The 19068-nt window shown below is 68.4% G+C and carries 17 protein-coding genes and 1 riboswitch; of the genes, 12 read left to right on the forward strand and 5 right to left on the reverse strand.

Translation table 11 applies throughout. The annotated features are described in order from the left end of the window. Positions 1-13: 13 nt before the first annotated feature. On the reverse strand, positions 14-1192 hold the full coding sequence (gene nadA / locus ACWD10_RS12415) for a quinolinate synthase NadA (RefSeq protein WP_451089836.1): 1179 nt from the start codon (positions 1190-1192) through the stop codon (positions 14-16). A 305-nt stretch (positions 1193-1497) separates the two neighbouring features. Between nadA and ACWD10_RS12420 the strand changes: the two genes are divergently transcribed. Then, the gene (locus ACWD10_RS12420; protein WP_282538608.1) at positions 1498-1854 is read left to right on the forward strand and encodes a HesB/IscA family protein; all 357 of its coding nucleotides are present in this window, start codon (positions 1498-1500) and stop codon (positions 1852-1854) included. Positions 1855-1956: 102 nt separating this feature from the next. Here the strand turns inward: ACWD10_RS12420 and ACWD10_RS12425 are convergent, their stop codons facing one another. Next, positions 1957-3333, reverse strand: a complete 1377-nt coding sequence (locus tag ACWD10_RS12425) for a hypothetical protein (RefSeq protein WP_451089838.1) — start codon at positions 3331-3333, stop codon at positions 1957-1959. A gap of 134 nt (positions 3334-3467) precedes the next feature. After that, complete coding sequence (locus ACWD10_RS12430) at positions 3468-3677, reverse strand: hypothetical protein (RefSeq protein ID WP_451089840.1); 210 nt, start codon at positions 3675-3677, stop codon at positions 3468-3470. Positions 3678-3813: 136 nt separating this feature from the next. Between ACWD10_RS12430 and ACWD10_RS12435 the strand changes: the two genes are divergently transcribed. After that, positions 3814-4788, forward strand: a complete 975-nt coding sequence (locus ACWD10_RS12435; protein ID WP_451089842.1) for a carbohydrate kinase family protein — start codon at positions 3814-3816, stop codon at positions 4786-4788. A gap of 36 nt (positions 4789-4824) precedes the next feature. On the opposite strand, the gene ACWD10_RS12440 is transcribed toward ACWD10_RS12435, so the two are convergent. Next, positions 4825-6204: an aminotransferase class V-fold PLP-dependent enzyme gene (locus ACWD10_RS12440; RefSeq protein WP_451089844.1), complete on the reverse strand. Its 1380-nt coding sequence runs from the start codon at positions 6202-6204 to the stop codon at positions 4825-4827. 339 nt (positions 6205-6543) lie between these two features. On the opposite strand from ACWD10_RS12440, the gene ctaC reads away from it, so the two are divergent. From ctaC to ACWD10_RS12460, 4 genes are all read left to right on the forward strand, one after another. Then, positions 6544-7506 (forward strand): aa3-type cytochrome oxidase subunit II, encoded by a 963-nt coding sequence (ctaC, locus tag ACWD10_RS12445; RefSeq protein WP_451089846.1) that lies wholly within the window; start codon positions 6544-6546, stop codon positions 7504-7506. Then, positions 7503-9254 carry an aa3-type cytochrome oxidase subunit I gene (gene ctaD, locus ACWD10_RS12450; RefSeq protein WP_451089848.1) on the forward strand — a complete coding sequence of 584 codons (1752 nt, stop codon included), beginning with the start codon at positions 7503-7505 and terminating at the stop codon, positions 9252-9254. Before ctaC ends, ctaD begins: the two co-directional genes overlap by 4 nt. Next, positions 9251-9649 (forward strand): cytochrome c oxidase subunit 4, encoded by a 399-nt coding sequence (locus tag ACWD10_RS12455; RefSeq protein ID WP_451089850.1) that lies wholly within the window; start codon positions 9251-9253, stop codon positions 9647-9649. The genes ctaD and ACWD10_RS12455 overlap by 4 nt, the downstream gene beginning before the upstream one ends. Before the next feature lie 141 nt (positions 9650-9790). Then, positions 9791-11032, forward strand: a complete 1242-nt coding sequence (locus tag ACWD10_RS12460) for an Ig-like domain-containing protein (protein ID WP_451090055.1) — start codon at positions 9791-9793, stop codon at positions 11030-11032. Between the two features lie 33 nt (positions 11033-11065). Here ACWD10_RS12460 and ACWD10_RS12465 read toward each other — a convergent pair whose 3' ends face one another. Next, entirely contained in the window at positions 11066-11467 is a 402-nt protein-coding gene (locus ACWD10_RS12465) for a hypothetical protein (protein WP_451089852.1), read from the reverse strand. A gap of 180 nt (positions 11468-11647) precedes the next feature. On the opposite strand from ACWD10_RS12465, the gene ctaE reads away from it, so the two are divergent. From ctaE to ACWD10_RS12495, 6 genes are all read left to right on the forward strand, one after another. Further along, a complete protein-coding gene (gene ctaE / locus ACWD10_RS12470) occupies positions 11648-12268 on the forward strand; it encodes an aa3-type cytochrome oxidase subunit III (protein WP_451089854.1) in 621 nt (206 codons plus the stop codon). A gap of 71 nt (positions 12269-12339) precedes the next feature. Beyond that, entirely contained in the window at positions 12340-13149 is an 810-nt protein-coding gene (gene qcrC, locus ACWD10_RS12475; protein WP_451089856.1) for a cytochrome bc1 complex diheme cytochrome c subunit, read from the forward strand. Beyond that, positions 13146-14201 carry a cytochrome bc1 complex Rieske iron-sulfur subunit gene (gene qcrA / locus ACWD10_RS12480; RefSeq protein ID WP_451089858.1) on the forward strand — a complete coding sequence of 352 codons (1056 nt, stop codon included), beginning with the start codon at positions 13146-13148 and terminating at the stop codon, positions 14199-14201. Before qcrC ends, qcrA begins: the two co-directional genes overlap by 4 nt. Next, positions 14198-15820 carry a cytochrome bc1 complex cytochrome b subunit gene (qcrB, locus tag ACWD10_RS12485; protein ID WP_451089860.1) on the forward strand — a complete coding sequence of 541 codons (1623 nt, stop codon included), beginning with the start codon at positions 14198-14200 and terminating at the stop codon, positions 15818-15820. The genes qcrA and qcrB overlap by 4 nt, the downstream gene beginning before the upstream one ends. Positions 15821-16001: 181 nt before the next feature. Beyond that, positions 16002-17066: an anthranilate phosphoribosyltransferase gene (trpD, locus tag ACWD10_RS12490; RefSeq protein ID WP_451089862.1), complete on the forward strand. Its 1065-nt coding sequence runs from the start codon at positions 16002-16004 to the stop codon at positions 17064-17066. A 91-nt stretch (positions 17067-17157) separates the two neighbouring features. After that, positions 17158-17275, forward strand: a riboswitch (SAM riboswitch). Positions 17276-17530: 255 nt separating this feature from the next. Then, a complete protein-coding gene (locus tag ACWD10_RS12495) occupies positions 17531-18985 on the forward strand; it encodes an aminotransferase class V-fold PLP-dependent enzyme (RefSeq protein ID WP_451089864.1) in 1455 nt (484 codons plus the stop codon). Positions 18986-19068 lie beyond the last annotated feature (83 nt).

Below are 19068 nucleotides of genomic sequence, written 5' to 3' on the forward strand. Positions count from 1 at the left end.
AGCGCAAGCACCGTTACGGCAGCGCCAGCATCCGCTCGAGCGCCAGCTTCGCGAAGCTCTCCGTCTCGCGGTCGACCTCGATCCGGTTGACCGTATTGCCCTCGGCGAGTGACTCCAGGGCCCACACCAGGTGCGGCAGGTCGATCCGGTTCATGGTCGAGCAGAAGCACACCGTCCGGTCGAGGAAGACGATCTCCTTGTCCTCGTCCGCGAAACGGTTCGCGAGCCGTCGTACGAGATTGAGCTCCGTACCGATGGCCCACTTGGACCCGGCCGGGGCCGCCTCCAGGGTCTTGATGATGTGCTCCGTCGAGCCGACATAGTCCGCGGCCGCGACGACCTCGTGCTTGCACTCGGGGTGGACGAGGACGTTCACGCCGGGTATGCGCTCGCGCACCTCGTTCACCGAGTCGAGCGAGAAGCGGCCGTGCACCGAGCAGTGCCCGCGCCACAGGATCATCTTCGCGGCGCGCAGCTCCTCGGTGGTGAGGCCGCCGTTCGGCTTGTGCGGGTTGTAGACGACGCAGTCGTCGAGGGTCATGCCCATGTCGCGTACGGCGGTGTTCCGGCCGAGGTGCTGGTCCGGCAGGAACAACACCTTGCTGCCCTGCTCGAAGGCCCAGTCCAGGGCCCGCTTCGCGTTCGAGGACGTACAGATCGTGCCGCCGTGCTTGCCCGTGAACGCCTTGATGTCGGCCGAGGAGTTCATGTACGAGACCGGAACGACCTCTTCCGCGATGCCCGCCTCGGTCAGCACGTCCCAGCACTCCGCGACCTGCTCGGCCGTGGCCATGTCGGCCATGGAGCACCCGGCGGCCAGGTCCGGCAGGATCACCTTCTGGTCGTCCGAGGTCAGGATGTCGGCCGACTCGGCCATGAAGTGCACACCGCAGAACACGATGTACTCCGCCTCGGGGCGCGCGGCCGCGTCACGGGCCAGCTTGAAGGAGTCCCCGGTGACGTCCGCGAACTGGATGACCTCGTCGCGCTGGTAGTGGTGGCCGAGCACGAAGACCTTGTCCCCGAGCTTCTCCTTGGCCGCGCGGGCCCGCTCCACGAGGTCCGGGTCGGACGGCGAGGGCAGGTCGCCGGGGCACTCCACTCCGCGCTCGCTCTTCGGGTCGGCCTCGCGGCCGAGCAGCAGGAGCGCAAGCGGCGTCGGCTGAACATCCAGATCCTGGGCGGTGGTCACGGCACGCACCCTTTCTACTTCCGGCGGGCACACCCGCTGTCCGGGCATGCTTTTCGTCGAATTGACGCGATCTATCATAACTGCTTCACGTCAGTTTGACGATGGCCATAGTGTCGTTGTGACGCATTCCCCCTAGCCGGTCCGGCGACTTGCCCAGGTCGGCGATACCGGCCCGCACCGGTCGCCGCCGCGGTGTGCGAGCATGAGGAGACAGGCAGAAACAGCGCGCCAGGCCCGGAATGAATCCGCGGCCCCGACGGTTGCAATCGTCGGCAAGCAGTCCGAACAACCCGGGAGAGATGTAGATGTCCGTATCGGACGAGACCACCACCGTCAGCGACGGCATCATCTTGAGCGACGCCGCCGCGGCCAAGGTCAAGGCTCTGCTCGACCAGGAAGGCCGCGACGACCTGGCCCTGCGCGTCGCCGTCCAGCCCGGGGGTTGCTCCGGCCTGCGTTACCAGCTCTTCTTCGACGAGCGCTCGCTCGACGGCGACGTCGTCAAGGACTTCGACGGCGTCAAGGTCGTCACGGACCGGATGAGCGCCCCGTACCTCGGCGGCGCCTCGATCGACTTCGTCGACACCATCGAGAAGCAGGGCTTCACCATCGACAACCCCAACGCCACCGGTTCCTGCGCCTGCGGCGACTCCTTCAGCTGACCGGCAGCTCTATCAGGCTGTTCCAGTCGTACGACAACGGCGCCCCCTCACACAGAGGGGGCGCCGTCGTCGTACGCGGGCTCTCGCCCGGTATGCCGAAGCTCACTCGCGGGTCAGCACCGCACCGTTCGTCCCGTACACCGCCCGGTCCCCGAGCGGCTTCTCCAGGGTCACCGTCGCCGTCAGCTCCTTGGCGATGGCCACGCACACCTGCTCCTTCTTGAGCGGCCGCTCGGTCACCCGGACCTCGACCCGGTCCGCGGTCTCCTTCGCGGACGCCTCGTACGTGTGGCACACCCCGCCCCAGAAGCGCAGCGTCAGCGTCCGCCCGGCCACGCTGTACGACTCGATTTTCACGTCCCGCCCGTCGGTCGCCCCGTCATCGGGCGGGCTCGTCGGCGAGGGGGTCGGCCGCTCGCTCGGCTCGGTCACAAGGGCCGGGTCCACCGCCGGATGTGCGACCGTGGTGGGCCCCTGCGGGCCCGTCGGCCGGGTCTCGAACAGCCAGGACGGCACCAGGACCGGCCGCCCCTTCTCGTACTCGACCGCGAGCCCGAACACCGCGCCGCGCACCGGCACCACGGCCGCCCCGGAGTCCTGCCCGCGGGACTTGTTCAGAAGGTCGAGCGTCTCCTTCGCGCCGAGCACCGGATAGGTCGCGCCCTTGACCGGCTCCGCCAAGTGCCCGTTGCCGCCGACCAGTTGGCCGTCGGAGCCGACCTGGAGCCTGGTCGCCCAGTCGTGCGTCGGCAGTCCGCCCACCTTCGGGTCGGCGTTCACCACGCGCACGGCGCCCTGCGTCCGCGAGGCGTCGACCTTCGCGTCGTCCTGCCCGAGCGCCTTGAGCACCGGCGCGGCGGCGGCCTTCGCGGCCTGCTCGCTCACCGGGCCCGTTCCGTCGAGCCCGATGGAACCGCTCTGGCAGGGCTTGTTCCTGGGGCAGTTGTCCGTGCCCGGGGTGTACGCCTGGAAGCTCCAGGTGCCGGGCGCCTCCTTGCCGACTCGCAGCACGGGACCGTCGCCCAACCGGCCCACGGCCCACGACGTGCCCTCGGTCCGCGCCTTCCCGGACAGCCCGAACGCCTCGGCGAGCTCGGCCACCCGCGCGGCCGAGATCTCACCGCGCGGCCGGTACACCGGCGCCGAGTCGGGACCGTCCGGAAGCTCACCCTCCGCCCGGTACCGGGCCCCGCTCGGATCCGGCTCCCCGGGCGCGATGCCCGGCGAACCGTCGCCATTGCTCCCGTCGCCCGCACCCGAACCGCTCGAGCCGTCGTCGAGCGTCAGCGGGGGAGGCGTCCCGTCACCGCCGTTCTCGACCGGTTCCCCGGCCCGCGTGGTATCGCCGTCGCCCGCGGCGTTCACCGCGAGATAGGTGCCGCCGCCCCCGGCGAGCAGCACCGCGGCCGCGACCGCCCCGGCGACCAGGCCCGGCCGTCGCCGCTGCGCGCCGCCCTCGTGTGTCTCCTCGCCACTCACCGCATCGCTCCTTCGTCGTACGAGGTCAACGATGGGACGGAGCGGGGGAACGCATGGTTCCCGCGCCCCTTCGACCGGCGGCGCTCGACCGAGACGGAGCTCAGCTCAAGACGGGGCTCGGCTCAAGCGAAACCCTAGTCGCCGTAGTCGGACATCGCGTCGAGCAGGCGTGCCGAGGAGGTGGGCACCTCCACCCCGTGGATCAGCGCGGCCGGGACGGGCGGTGGAGCAGGCAGCGGGGAGGTGGTCCTTGCGGCGGTCCAGTGGGGCACCATCCGGGCGCTGTCCCCCTGGAGTTGCTTCAGGGTGAACTCGGGCTCCGGCACGGCGGTGTGCTTCGACATATGCGCACCGTAGGCACGTCTCGTACCGGAGAAAAAGGGCTACTATTGGGTAGTTTCAATGGTTCGGCGCTGTTGCGCGCACCCGATAGCGTGAGGTGTCAATCTCCCCGCTGCCTTCCCGCAGGAGACATACGCCGTGCGTATCGCAGTCACCGGCTCCATCGCCACCGACCACCTCATGACCTTCCCCGGCCGTTTCGCCGACCAGCTGGTCGCGGAACAGCTGCACACGGTCTCGCTGTCCTTCTTGGTGGACAACCTCGACGTACGCAGGGGAGGCGTCGGCCCGAACATCTGCTTCGGCATGGGCCAGCTCGGCGGCCACCCGATCCTGGTCGGCGCCGCCGGCTCCGACTTCGAGGAGTACCGCGCCTGGCTGGACCGCCACGGCGTCGACACCAACTCGGTACGGATCTCCGAGGTGCAGCACACCGCCCGCTTCGTCTGCACCACGGACGCCGACCACAACCAGATCGGCTCCTTCTACACCGGCGCCATGAGCGAGGCCCGACTGATCGAGCTGCAGTCCGTCGCCGAGCGGGTCGGCGGCCTCGACCTGGTCCTGATCGGCGCCGACGACCCGGAGGCGATGCTCCGGCACACCGAGGAGTGCCGCTCCCGGAAGATCCCGTTCGCCGCGGACTTCTCGCAGCAGATCGCCCGCATGGACGGCGAAGAGATCCGCACCCTGCTCGACGGGGCCACGTACCTGTTCTCCAACGAGTACGAGAAGGGCCTGATCGAGTCCAAGACCGGCTGGAGCGACGAGGAGATCCTCTCCCGCGTCGGCCACCGGGTCACCACCCTCGGCTCCCGCGGCGTCCGCATCGAGGCCACCGACATGGACCCGATCGAGGTCGGCGTACCCGAGGAGGAGGCCAAGGTCGACCCGACCGGCGTCGGCGACGCCTTCCGCGCGGGCTTCCTGACCGGCCTGTCCTGGGGCGTCAGCCTGGAGCGCGCCGCCCAGGTCGGCTGCATGCTCGCCACCCTGGTCATCGAGACCCTGGGCACCCAGGAGTACACACTCCGCCGCGCCCACTTCATGGACCGCTTCACCAAGGCGTACGGCCACGAGGCGGCCACCGAGGTGCGGGAGCACCTGGCCTAGTCGTAGAAGAGTCGTAGAAGACCGGACGGGCTTGGTTTACGAGACCCGGCGGACCACATGGGCGCTGCCCCGGTCCGCCGGGTCCTCGCGTACGTACTCCTGTCCGCGCATATGGCACCAGGCCCGGATGTCGAGCCCGGCCGCCCCGTCGTCCGACAGGACCGTCACGGTGCCGCCCACCGGCACATCGCCGATCCGCTTGGCCAGCTCGATCACCGGGATCGGGCACCGCCTGCCGAGCACGTCCAGGACGAGCGAGCCGTCCCCGGCGACCGGCGCGGCCTCCGTCGGGGCGCCGAGCTTCTCGCGGACGCCCGCGACCGCGCCCGGCAGCACCGCCAGGAAGCGGTCCACGTCCGCGGCATCCGTGCCCGTCGGCAGCGAGATCCGAACGTTGCCTTCGGTCAGTACGCGCATGGCCTTCAGTACATGGCTGGGCGTCAGCGTCGAGCTCGTACAGGAGGAGCCGGAGGAGACCGAGAAGCCCTCCCGGTCCAGCTCGTGCAGGAGCGCCTCCCCGTCGACATAGAGACAGGAGAAGGTGACCAGGTGCGGAAGGCACCGCTCCGGGTCGCCCACCACCTCGGTGTCCGGCACGAGCTCCGGCACCCGGGCCCGGATCCGGTCCGTCAACTCGCGCAGCCGCGCCGCCTCCTGGGCCGCCTCGGCGTGCACCGCCCGCAGTGACGCCGCGGCCGCCACGATGGCCGGAATGTTCTCGTACCCGGCGGCCCGCCCCGACTCCCGCTCGTCCCGGGGCCCTTGAGCGGAGAACCGCACTCCTTTACGTACGACCAGAAGTCCGACACCCGAGGGTCCGCCCCATTTGTGGGCACTCGCGGTGAGTAGCGACCAGTCGCCCGCCACCTGCCCCCACGGCAGCGACTGCGCCGCGTCCACGAGGAGCGGCACGCCGGCCGCCCGGCACGCCGCGGCCACCTCGGCGACCGGCTGCTCGGTGCCGACCTCATGGTTGGCGGACTGGAGACAGGCGAGCGCGGTGTCCTCGCGCAGCGCCTCCGCGTACGCCGCCGCCGACACCTCGCCCGTGCGGGACACCGGCACTTCGGTGACCGAGCCGCCCTGTTCCTCATGGACGGCCGCCGCGTGCAGCACCGAGGAGTGCTCGACGGCCGAGACGAGCAGATGCCGCCCGACACGACGGCGCCCGGCGAGCGCCCCGGCCATCCCGGAGTGCACCGCGCGGGTACCGGAGGAGGTGAACACCAGCTCGTCCGGGCGGCAGCCCACGGCCTCGGCGGCGGTCTCGCGGGCGGCGTCGAGCAGCAGCCGGGCCCGCCGCCCCTCGCGGTAGAGGCGCGCGGGGTCGGCCCACCCCTCGTCGAGCGCGGCGAGCAGGGCCTGCCGGGCGACCGGGTGCAGCGGAGCGGAGGACGCGGCATCGAAGTACGGCACGCGGTCACGGTACGTCGTACGGATCACGGATGCGTACCCTCGTACGGGGCTCGGCAACGCGCTGCGTCGCGGGGTCCTCGAAGACGCCGGGCGGGCTGCTGCGCGGCACTCCCTGGAAGGGCCGTCAGATGCCCGCTCAGCAGGGGCATTCCATGGGCGGGCCACCCCTTCGGGGTGCCGCGCGGCGCGTTGGGCACCCTCCCCGCGCAGCCCCAAATAGCGTCCAGTAGGGTTTGGTCCGCATAAACATCCAAACCCCTGCCCGTACAGGGTCCGGAGCCCGACCAGCATCACCGGCCGAGCCCGGCCGAGCGGGCGAGACTCTCGGGAAGGCGCTACGTGAGTCCCAACGGCTCCGACCGCTCGTCGCGGCGCCCGATGCGGCGGAAGCTGCCGCAGGTGCTGACTGCGGGCCTGGTCCTGGCAACCGCAACCGGTTGCACATACAAAGACTTCCCCCGCCTTGGCATGCCAACGCCGACCACGGAAGAGGCTCCGCGGATCCTCTCCCTCTGGCAGGGCTCCTGGGCGGCCGCGCTCGCGGTGGGCGTCCTTGTGTGGGGCCTGATCCTGTGGAGTGCTTTCTTCCACCGGCGCAGCCGCACCAAGGTCGAGGTTCCCCCGCAGACCCGGTACAACATGCCCATCGAGGCGCTGTACACCGTGGTCCCGCTCATCATCGTCTCGGTGCTCTTCTACTTCACGGCCCGTGACGAGTCGAAGCTTCTCGCGCTCTCCGACAAGCCGAAGCACACCGTCAACGTGGTGGGCTTCCAGTGGAGCTGGGGCTTCAACTACATCGAGAACGTCCCCGGTTCCGACAAGGACGACGCCAAGACCAGCGAGGACCTGGCGGCGATCCCGGACAAGTTCAAGAAGGACTTCCCGGAGAACGCCGGCGGTGTCTTCGAGGTCGGTACGCCCGGCACCCGGAACCCGCAGAACAACAACCCGGGTCCGACCCTGTGGCTGCCGAAGGGCGAGAAGGTCCGCTTCGTCCTGACTTCGCGCGACGTCATCCACTCGTTCTGGGTGGTGCCGTTCCTGATGAAGCAGGACGTCATCCCGGGCCACACCAACGTCTTTGAGGTGACTCCCAACAAGGAGGGCACCTTCATGGGCAAGTGCGCCGAGCTCTGCGGCGTCGACCACTCCCGGATGCTGTTCAACGTGAAGGTGGTCTCCCCGGAGCGCTACCAACAGCACCTCAAGGAGCTGGCCGAGAAGGGGCAGACCGGCTACATCCCGTCCGGCATTGAGCAGACGGACCCGGCCAGGAATGCGGAGAAGAACCAACTGTGAGCATCCTCAACGAACCCCAGGGTGCCGGGGCGGCAGGTGCCGCACATGCTGAACCGTACGAGGACGAGCTTCCGGTACGACGCAGGCAGCCCGGCAATGTCGTGGTGAAGTGGCTGACGACCACCGACCACAAGACGATCGGCACGCTCTACCTGGTCACGTCGTTCGCGTTCTTCTGCGTCGGCGGCCTGATGGCGCTCTTCATGCGCGCCGAACTCGCTCGCCCCGGCACGCAGATCATGTCGAACGAGCAGTTCAACCAGGCGTTCACGATGCACGGCACGATCATGCTGCTGATGTTCGCGACGCCGCTGTTCGCCGGTTTCGCGAACTGGATCATGCCGCTGCAGATCGGCGCCCCTGATGTGGCGTTCCCGCGGCTGAACATGTTCGCCTACTGGCTCTACCTGTTCGGCTCGCTGATCGCGGTGGCCGGCTTCCTGACGCCGCAGGGCGCGGCCGACTTCGGCTGGTTCGCCTACTCGCCGCTGTCGGACGCGGTCCGCTCGCCGGGCATCGGCGCCGACATGTGGATCATGGGTCTGGCCTTCTCCGGCTTCGGCACGATCCTCGGTTCGGTCAACTTCATCACGACCATCATCTGCATGCGCGCGCCCGGCATGACGATGTTCCGGATGCCGATCTTCACCTGGAACGTGCTGCTGACCGGTGTCCTGGTCCTGCTCGCCTTCCCGGTGCTCGCGGCCGCGCTGTTCGCCCTGGAGGCGGACCGCAAGTTCGGTGCCCACATCTTCGACGCGGCCAACGGTGGAGCGCTGCTCTGGCAGCACCTCTTCTGGTTCTTCGGCCACCCAGAGGTGTACATCATCGCGCTGCCGTTCTTCGGCATCGTCTCCGAGGTCATCCCGGTCTTCTCGCGTAAGCCGATGTTCGGCTACATCGGCCTGATCGGCGCGACCATCGCGATCGCCGGTCTGTCCGTGACCGTGTGGGCGCACCACATGTACGTCACCGGTGGCGTACTGCTTCCGTTCTTCTCCTTCATGACGTTCCTGATCGCCGTGCCAACAGGCGTGAAGTTCTTCAACTGGATCGGAACGATGTGGAAGGGCTCGTTGTCCTTCGAGACACCGATGCTCTGGACGATCGGCTTCCTGGTCACCTTCACCTTCGGTGGTCTGACCGGCGTCATCCTGGCGTCGCCGCCGATGGACTTCCACGTCTCGGACTCGTACTTCGTGGTCGCGCACTTCCACTACGTCGTCTTCGGCACCGTGGTCTTCGCGATGTTCGCCGGATTCCACTTCTGGTGGCCGAAGTTCACCGGCAAGATGCTCGACGAGCGGCTCGGCAAGATCACGTTCTGGACGCTGTTCATCGGCTTCCACGGCACGTTCCTGGTGCAGCACTGGCTCGGAGCCGAGGGCATGCCGCGTCGTTACGCGGACTACCTCGCGGCCGACGGCTTCACTGCCCTGAACACGATCTCGACGATCGCCTCGTTCGTCCTCGGCCTGTCGATCCTGCCGTTCTTCTACAACGTCTGGAAGACGTCGAAGTACGGCAAGAAGATCGAGGTCGACGACCCGTGGGGCTACGGCCGCTCCCTGGAGTGGGCCACCTCGTGCCCGCCGCCGCGGCACAACTTCGTCACGCTGCCGCGGATCCGCTCGGAATCCCCGGCCTTCGACCTGCACCACCCGGAGATCTCGGCGCTCGACGAGCTTGAGCACGCCGGGCACGGTGCGAGCGTCAGCGTGGGCGGCAGCAAGGAGGCCGGCAAGTGAAGATCCAAGGCAAGATGTTCATCTGGCTGAGCGTCTTCGTCCTCGTCATGGCGATCGTCTATGGCGTGTGGTCGAAGGAGCCGGCCGGTACGACGGCGCTCTTCCTGACCTTCGCTCTCTGCCTGATGATCGGCTACTACCTGGCCTTCACGGCCCGGCGGGTCGACGCCATGGCGCAGGACAACAAGGAGGCCGATGTCGCGGACGAGGCCGGCGAGGTGGGCTTCTTCAGCCCGCACAGCTGGATGCCGCTCGGTCTGGGCATCGGTGGCGCGCTCGCCTTCCTGGGCGTCATCTTCGGCTGGTGGCTGCTGTACTTCGCCACCCCGCTGATCCTGCTCGGCCTGTGGGGCTGGGTGTACGAGTACTACCGCGGCGAAAACCAGAACCAGTAACACACGCAGTACCAAGAGGGGCCTCGACACTCCGTCACGGAGTGTCGAGGCCCCTCTTTTGTCGTAGCGGGTACCACTCGTACGGCCCAACTACACGCGCTGCCGCTGACGATGCTTCCTACTGTGTGATGTATGAGTCACATGAGTCACTCACCGCGAATCCGCATGGTGCTGAGCTGCACCACGCTGGTGGTCGCCCTCACCGCGGGCGCCACGGCCTGCAGCTCCGGCGGCCACCCGCTCTCGGCGCAGCCGTACGACGCGGCCGACCAGATCTCCTTCAACGGCCCCACCGGTTCGCAGAAGGCGGATCCGGAGAAACCTCTCGAAGTGACCGCACAGGGTGGCAAGGGGCGCATCACCGACGTCACCGCCACCGACAGCCGGGGCCGTTACGTCGCGGGAGAGTTGTCCGCCGACGGCACCCGCTGGCACAGCACCACACCGCTCGCGGCCGGGGTGCACTACGAGGTGAAGGTCAAGACGGAGGACGAGGACGGGGCTCCCGGAAGCAAGCTCATCGGCTTCGACACCGAAGTGCCCAAACAGAAGGCCCTGAAGGTCGAGTTCGGCCCGGAGGCGGGCACGTACGGGGTCGGACAGCCCGTCATCGCCAAGCTCAGCAAGGCGGTCAAGGACAAAAAGGCGCGCACCGTCGTCGAACGCGCCCTGAAGGTCCGCTCGCAGCCCGCGACCGAGGGCTCCTGGCACTGGATGGACAGCAAGACGCTGCACTACCGGCCCGCGGAGTACTGGCCCACGCACGCCACCGTCGAGGTCACCTCACACCTCGACGGCATCAGGGTCAGCGACAGCCTGCGCGGCACCGCGACCAAGTCGCTGCGCTTCAAGACCGGCGACCGCCTGGAGGCCCTGGTGGACGCCGGCGCGCACCAGATGACGGTCTACCGCAACGGCAAGGCGATCAACTCGATCCCGGTCACCACCGGCAAACCCGGCTACGAGACCCGGAACGGCATCAAGGTGGTCCTGGACAAGTCGTACGCGGTCCGGATGACCAGCGCCAGCATCGGCTCCGCGGACTTCTACGACAAAATGGTGTACCACGCGACCCGGCTCACCGACACCGGCGAGTACGTGCACGCCGCGCCCTGGTCCGTCGGCTCCCAGGGGTACGCCAACACCAGCCACGGCTGCGTGGGTATGAGCCCCGGCAACGCCGCCTGGTTCTACAAGACCGTGCGCCAGGGCGACATCGTCAAGACCGTCAACAGCTACGGCGAGAAGATGCCGACGTTCGGCAACGGCCTCGGCGACTGGAACATGGACTGGAAGGAATGGCGCGAGGGCAGCGTCCTGCACGCCGGCACCCGGGAGAACCAGACCCCGGTCGACTCGGCCCGGCTCCGCCCCCGGGTGTGACGTCGTCCCGGTGCTCCGCGTGAAAACCCGGGGCTACGCCCGTACGGCGAGGCGCTTGCGCAGCAGCGCGGCCAGCGAGTCGGCGAACTCGACCGGCTCCACCGGCAGCGTCACCGCGGCGTCCGCGCGGCTCCAGGTGGCCAGCCAGGCGTCCTGCGGGCGGCCCATGAGCAGCAGCACCGGCGGGGACTGGAAGATCTCGTCCTTGAGCTGGCGGCAGACGCCCATGCCGCCCGCGGGCACGGCCTCGCCGTCCAGGACACAGACGTCGATGCCGCCCCGGTCCAGCTGCCGGAACACGGCGTCGGGGGTCGCGCACTCGATGAACTCCACCGGTGGCACATCCGCGGCCGGCCGGCGTCCGGACGCGAGCAGCACCTGTTGGCGGGTGTTGGCGTTGTCGCTGTAGACCAGGACCCTGGCGGTCGACTGCATGTCTCCTCCGGCATCTTCGGCGGCGCTCGATCAGTAACCGATGCGCGGGATGCTACTCCGTCCAACACCTCGTCAACAGCGGTATGGACAGGCTCCGGATGGGCCATCCGGGCTGGACACAGTGCACGAACACACCGAACAGCACCCCCCGGAGTGAGGGCGGGATAAGCGACCGACATAATGTCGGTCGTGGCGACAGCAACGACAGTAGATACCGGGCACGCGCACCCGTCGGTCAATCGGCCGAACCTCACCAGCGTCGGAACCATCATCTGGCTGAGTTCCGAGCTGATGTTCTTCGCGGCCCTCTTCGCGATGTACTTCACCCTGCGTTCGGTGACGGGTGCCGAACACTGGAAGGAAATGGCCTCGGCCCTGAACTTCCCGTTCTCGGCCACGAACACCACGATCCTGGTGCTCTCCTCGCTCACCTGCCAGCTCGGCGTTTTCGCCGCTGAGCGCGGTGACGTGAAGAAGCTCCGGTCGTGGTTCATCGTGACCTTCATCATGGGCGCGATCTTCATCGGCGGTCAGGTCTTCGAGTACACCGAGCTGGTCAAGCACGAGGGGCTCTCCCTCTCGTCCGACCCGTACGGCTCGGTGTTCTACCTGACGACCGGGTTCCACGGTCTGCATGTGACGGGCGGTCTCATCGCCTTCCTGCTGGTTCTCGGCAGGACGTACGCGGCCAAGAGGTTCACCCACGAGCAGGCAACCTCCGCCATCGTCGTGTCCTACTACTGGCACTTCGTCGATGTCGTCTGGATCGGCCTCTTCGCCACGATCTACATGATCAAGTAACTCGGTGCCGCGACGACGGCCCATATTTTCCAGAAGCATCGACGCAGAAGATCCTGACACCGGGGTAATCCGTGAAAAAGCTCTCCGCACGACGACGCCATCCGCTGGCGGCGGTCGTCGTCCTACTCCTCGCGCTGGCGGCCACCGGGGGGCTGTACGCCGCGTTCGCGCCCGCGGACAAGGCGCAGGCCGAAGAAACCTCCCAGTCCCTCGCCATTGAAGAGGGCAAGAAGCTCTACGCAGTGGGCTGCGCCAGCTGCCACGGCACCGGCGGTCAGGGAACCACCGATGGCCCGAGCCTGGTGGGCGTGGGCGCGGCGGCCGTGGACTTCCAGGTCGGCACCGGCCGGATGCCGGCCCAGCAGCCCGGCGCCCAGGTGCCGAAGAAGAAGAACATCTACAAGCAGGACGAGATCGACCAGCTCGCGGCGTACATCTCGTCGCTCGGCGCCGGTCCCGCGGTCCCGACCAAGGAGCAGTACAGCCCCGCAGGCGCCGACATCGGCAACGGCGGCAACCTGTTCCGCAACAACTGCGCCCAGTGCCACAACTTCACCGGTAAGGGCGGCGCGCTGACCCACGGCAAGTACGCGCCGAGCCTCGAGGACGTCGATCCGAAGCACATCTACGAGGCCATGCAGACGGGCCCGCAGAACATGCCGTCCTTCCCCGACTCGACGATGCCGGAGAAGGAGAAGAAGGACATCATCGCGTACCTCGACGCGGTCAACAGCGACAAGACCCCGTCGCCCGGCGGTATGGAGCTCGGTGGCCTCGGCCCGGTCACGGAGGGCCTGTTCGCTTGGGTCTTCGGTCTCGGCGGGCTGATCGCCGTCGCCGTCTGGGTAGCCGCTCGGACCGCAAAGGCCAAGAAGTCATGAGTAGCCAAGACATTCCCGAAGAGAACCTGCCGACCACCGGGCAGGACCACACGGCGACCCTCGAGAAGCCCGCGGACGACCCGTTCGCGGACCCGGGGCTGCCGCCGCACGAGCACCGCATCCAGGACATCGACGAGCGGGCCGCCAAGCGGTCCGAGCGCACGGTCGCCCTGCTGTTCACGCTCTCGATGCTGTCGACGGTCGCGTTCATCGCCGCCTTCGTGACGCTCCCGGTCGACAAGATCATTTACGCCTGGCCGATCGGGCACATCAGCGCGCTGAACTTCGCCTTGGGTCTGACCCTCGGCATCGCGCTGTTCTGCATCGGCGCGGGCGCGGTCCACTGGGCCCGCACCCTGATGTCGGACGTGGAGACCGCCCAGGAGCGCCACCCGATCGAGGCCACCCCCGAGGTCAAGGCCAAGGTCATGGAGGACTTCGCGGCCGGTGCCAAGGACTCCGCGCTCGGTCGGCGCAAGCTGATCCGCAACACGATGTTCGGCGCGCTCGCCATGGTGCCGCTCTCCGGCGTCGTACTCCTGCGTGACCTGGGCCCGCTGCCCGAGGACAAGCTGCGGCACACCGCCTGGTCCAAGGGCAAGATGCTCGTGAACATGAACACGAACGAGCCGCTGCGCCCCGAGGACGTCGCCGTCGGTTCGCTGACCTTCGCCATGCCCGAGGGCATGACGGAGCACGACCACGACTTCCAGACGGAGATCGCCAAGGCGGCCCTGATGATCGTCCGGCTCCAGCCGGAGGACATCAAGGACAAGCGCGAGCTCGAGTGGTCGCACGAGGGCGTCGTGGCGTACTCGAAGATCTGCACCCACGTGGGCTGCCCGATCTCGCTGTACGAGCAGCAGACCCACCACGTCCTGTGCCCGTGCCACCAGTCCACCTTCGACCTCACCGACGGTGCCCGAGTGATCTTCGGCCCGGCCGGTCACGCCCTGCCGCAGCTGCGCATCGGCGTGAACGAGGAGGGCTACCTCGAAGCGCTCGGCGACTTCGAAGAGCCCGTCGGCCCTGCCTTCTGGGAGCGCGGATGAGCACCAACGACAAGAACAGGAAGGCTCCGGCGGGCGAGCGCGTCGCCGATTGGGCCGATGGCCGACTGGGCATCTACTCGATGGCCAAGGCCAACATGCGCAAGATCTTCCCCGACCACTGGTCGTTCATGCTGGGTGAGGTCGCGCTCTACAGCTTCATCATCATCATCCTCACGGGTGTGTACCTGACGCTGTTCTTCCACCCGTCGATGAACGAGGTGGAGTACTCGGGCACGTACGTCCCGATGCAGGGTCAGCTGATGTCGGAGGCGTTCAAGTCGACGCTCGACATCTCCTTCGACGTCCGCGGTGGTCTGCTGATCCGGCAGATCCACCACTGGGCGGCGCTGATCTTCCTCGCGGCGATGTTCGTGCACATGATGCGCGTCTTCTTCACCGGCGCCTTCCGCAAGCCGCGCGAGATCAACTGGCTGTTCGGCTTCCTGCTGTTCGTCCTCGGCATGTTCACCGGCTTCACCGGTTACTCGCTCCCGGACGACCTGCTCTCCGGCACCGGTGTCCGCTTCGTGCAGGGCGCGATCCTGTCCGTGCCGGTCATCGGCACGTACATCTCGATGTTCCTGTTCGGCGGCGAGTTCCCGGGCGACGACTTCATCGCCCGCTTCTACTCGATCCACATCCTGCTGCTGCCGGGCATCATGCTCGGCCTCGTGGTGGCGCACCTGATCCTGGTCTTCTACCACAAGCACACGCAGTTCCCGGGTGCCGGAAAGACCAACAAGAACGTCGTCGGCATGCCGCTGCTCCCGGTCTACATGGCCAAGGCGGGCGGGTTCTTCTTCCTGGTCTTCGGTGTCATCGCCGTCATCTCGGCGATCACTGCGATCAACCCGGTCTGGGCCCTCGGCCCGTACCGGCCCGACCAGGTGTCCACCGGCGCCCAGCCCGACTGGTACATGGGCTTCGCCGAGGGTCTGATCCGCTTCATGCCGGGCTGGGAGATCAACCTCTGGGGCCACACGCTCGTCCTGGGTGTGTTCATCCCGCTGGTGATCTTCCCCGTGGTGCTCGTCGCGCTCGCGGTCTACCCGTTCATCGAGTCCTGGATCACCGGGGACAAGCGTGAGCACCACATCCTGGACCGCCCGCGCAACGCCCCGACCCGGACCGCGTTCGGCGTCGCCTGGATCACCGCGTACATGGTCATGCTCGTCGGTGGCGGTAACGACCTCTGGGCGACCAGCTTCAACCTGTCGATCAACTCGATCACCTGGTTCGTGCGGATCTTCTTCATCGTCGGCCCGATCATCGCCTTCATCGCGACCAAGCGGATCTGCCTGGGTCTGCAGCGGCGCGACCGGGAGAAGGTGCTGCACGGCCGCGAGTCCGGCATCATCAAGCGGCTGCCGCACGGTGAGTTCATCGAGGTGCACGAGCCGCTCAACCAGGAGAACCTGCACGCGCTCACCCAGCACGAGCAGTATCAGCCGGTCGAGATCGGCCCGACGGTCGACGAGAACGGCGTCGAGCGCAAGGTGAAGGCCACGCAGAAGCTGCGGGCCAAGCTCTCCAAGGGCTACTTCGGGGAGGACAACCAGATCCCCAAGCCCACCGTGGAGGAGTACAAGGAGATCACCAGCGGCCACGGCCACCACTGATCCCGGCCCTCAGCGGCTGATCGCCACGGCTCTGAGCCCCGTCCCATTCGTCGGACGGGGCTCTTTGCCGTCCTGCGGCTTGGCTAGGCTGAGCCACAGATTCTTTCCGTATGCCGTACCGCTGGGTCTCTGAGGTATCCGACTTCCCAGCCGTACGGCGACACGACCACCAGGAGCGACCATGAGCGCTGTGCACCCCGCTGGAGGCGACACCGCGGCGGGCCGTTCCTGGCCCGCCCTCCTGAACGGCCTGCTCGAGGGCCGCGACCTGAGCGCCGACGACACCGCCTGGGCGATGGACCTGATCATGCGCGGCCAGGCGACCGACGCGCAGATCGCCGGGTTCGCGGTGGCGTTGCGGGCCAAGGGGGAGACCGTCGACGAGATCACCGGTCTCGTCCGGGCGATGTACGAGCACGCGCATGTGATCGACGTGCCGGGCCCCTCGGTCGACATCGTCGGTACGGGCGGCGACGGCGCGAAGACCGTCAACATCTCCACCATGGCGGCGATCGTCATCGCCGGTACGGGTGCGAAGGTCGTCAAGCACGGCAACCGGGCGGCGTCCTCGGCGTCGGGTGCCTCGGACGTCCTGGAGAAGCTCGGCGTCAATCTGGAGCTGGCGCTGCCGCGGGTGGCCGAGGTGGCCGAGGAGGCCGGGATCACCTTCTGCTTCGCGGTGAAGTTCCACCCGGCGCTGCGTCATGTGGCCGCGGCGCGCGGCCAGTTGGGCATCCGTACGACCTTCAATGTACTCGGCCCGCTGACCAACCCGGCGAAGGTGAAGGCACAGGCGGTCGGCGTCGCGGACCCCCGGATGGCGCCCATCGTCGCCGGTGTCCTCGCCGAGCGCGGCAACTCGTCCCTGGTGTTCCGCGGCGACGACGGGCTCGACGAGCTGACGACGACGGCCACCTCACGGGTGTGGGTGGTCCGGGACGGCAAGGTGACCGAGGAGAGCTTCGACCCGCGGGACGTCGGCCTCGACCTGGTGCCGGTGGAGGCGCTGCGCGGCGCGGACGCCACGTACAACGCCGATGTGGCGCTGCGGCTGCTCGACGGCGAGACCGGTCCGGTGCGGGACGCCGTCGTGCTGAACGCGGCGGCCGCACTCGTCGCCCTGGAGCCGACCGGGAAGCCGCTGACCGAGCAGATCCGGGGCGCGATGGACCGGGCCGCCGAGTCGATCGACTCGGGCGCGGCCAAGGGGGTCCTTGAGCGCTGGGTGGCGGCCAGTCGGCGGTGAACGGCACCGCACGCCGAATGTGACGCAAGACGCAGTCCGGAATGCGGACCGCGCCTTGCGCCGCAAAGATCTTCTGGCAAGATGCTTCCCAGGTCATGAGTGACAGCGACTGAGGCCCCGGCCCGCTGTCCGGCAACCCTCCGTCCGTGGCGGGGTGCCCCGGGTGAAGACCAGGCCGCAGGCAGCGAGGTCTGTGGCAAGCGCGGACCCCTGCACACCCTGGGGTCCTGGTCCTCAAGGGAGCAGTCTCGTGAGCAAGCGAATGCGATAGGGCTACGGCCCCTTTTCCGCATACCTCCGCATCAAGTTCCTTTCGCTACGCGCGGGTTGAGTCCGGATTGTCCGTTCGTCCGTTCGTCCGCTCGTTCGTGTAGCACGTGGTGGTGCGTCGAGGTTTTTCGCCCGTACGTGGAGTGCGGGTTCCCCTTTGCTTGATTCGCCGCGTTTTGCCGGGAGATGCCGTTATGTCCGCGTACCTGAATGCCGCCACCGCCACCGCTACTGCCGCTGCCACCGCCACTGACGCCACCGTCACGGAGGCCGTCGCCGCTTCCGCCGACGTCGCTTCCGTCGACCCCGCCTGTCCCGCTCAGCTCGCCGTGCTCGGCCGGGACGTCACCGTGCCGCTCGTGACCGGCGGCGAAGTCACCTACGCCGCGCTCGACTACGCGGCCAGCGCGCCGGCGCTTCAACGCGTGTGGGACGACGTGGCCGCGTACGCGCCGTACTACGGCAGCGTGCACCGCGGGGCGGGCTACCTCTCGCAGCTGTCGACCGACCTGTTCGAGAACGCACGCCGGACCGTCGAGGAGTTCCTCGGCTGCCGCACCGGCGACCAGGTCGTGTTCACGCGGTCCACGACTGATTCGCTGAATCTGCTGGCCGCCGCCCTTCCCGCCGACTGCCAGGTGTTCGTCTTCGAGACCGAGCACCACGCTTCGCTGCTTCCGTGGCGCGACGCCCGGGTGACGTACCTCAACGCCCCGCGTACGCCCGACGAGGCCGTCGCCACCCTGGAACGGGCGCTCGCCGACCGCACCCCGTACGGCCCCGCGCTGGTGTGCGTCACCGGTGCCTCGAACGTGACCGGGGAGCTGTGGCCGGTGCGGGAGCTCGCCGCCGCCGCGCACGCCCACGGCGCGCGGATCGTGCTCGACGCCGCGCAGCTCGCGCCGCACCACCCGGTGTCCCTCAGCGAGTTGGACGTCGACTGGGTCGCCTTCTCCGGGCACAAGCTGTACGCCCCGTTCGGCTCCGGTGTGCTCGCCGGGCGGGCCGACTGGCTTCAGGAGGCCGAGCCGTACCTCGCGGGCGGCGGCGCCTCTCGTGCGGTCGCGCGGCGTGCGGACGGCGGCGTGGACGTGGAGTGGCAGACCACCCCCGCGCGCCACGAGGCCGGTTCGCCGAACGTCATCGGCGCGTACGCCATCGCTTCCGCCTGCAAGGCGCTCACCGAGGCCGGGTTCGACTCGCTGGTGGCACGCGAGCAGGAGCTGATCGCGCGGGTGCGGGCCGGGCTCGCCGAGGTGCCGGAGGTGAGGGTGCTCTCGCTGTTCGGCGACGACGCTCCCCGGGTCGGGGTCATCTCGTTCGTCGTGGACGGATGGAACAGCTCGCACTTCGCGGCCGCGCTCTCCGCCGAGTACGGGATCGGGGTGCGGGACGGCCTGTTCTGCGCCCACCCGCTGGTGCGCACGCTGCTCGGCAGCGACCCGCAGGAGCAGGGCGAGTGCGGGTCGCCGGAGGCCGCGCCCGGGGAGAAGTCGCTGAACGCGATCCGGGTGAGCTTTGGGGCGGGTACGCCGGATGAGCACGTGGAGCGGTTTGTGCGGGCGGTGCGGGAGCTGGTGCGGGATGGTGCGCGGTGGTCCTACCGGACCGAGGACGGGCGGTGCGTGCCGGACACGGCGGGGGTGTGAGGGGGGCGGGGTGCGGCTCGTGGGTGGGGGTTTCCCCTACCCGCCCCTTCCCGAAATCCTGCGGAGCTACGGGGGCTCCGCCC

The organism is Streptomyces sp. NPDC002851 (genome assembly GCF_053591935.1).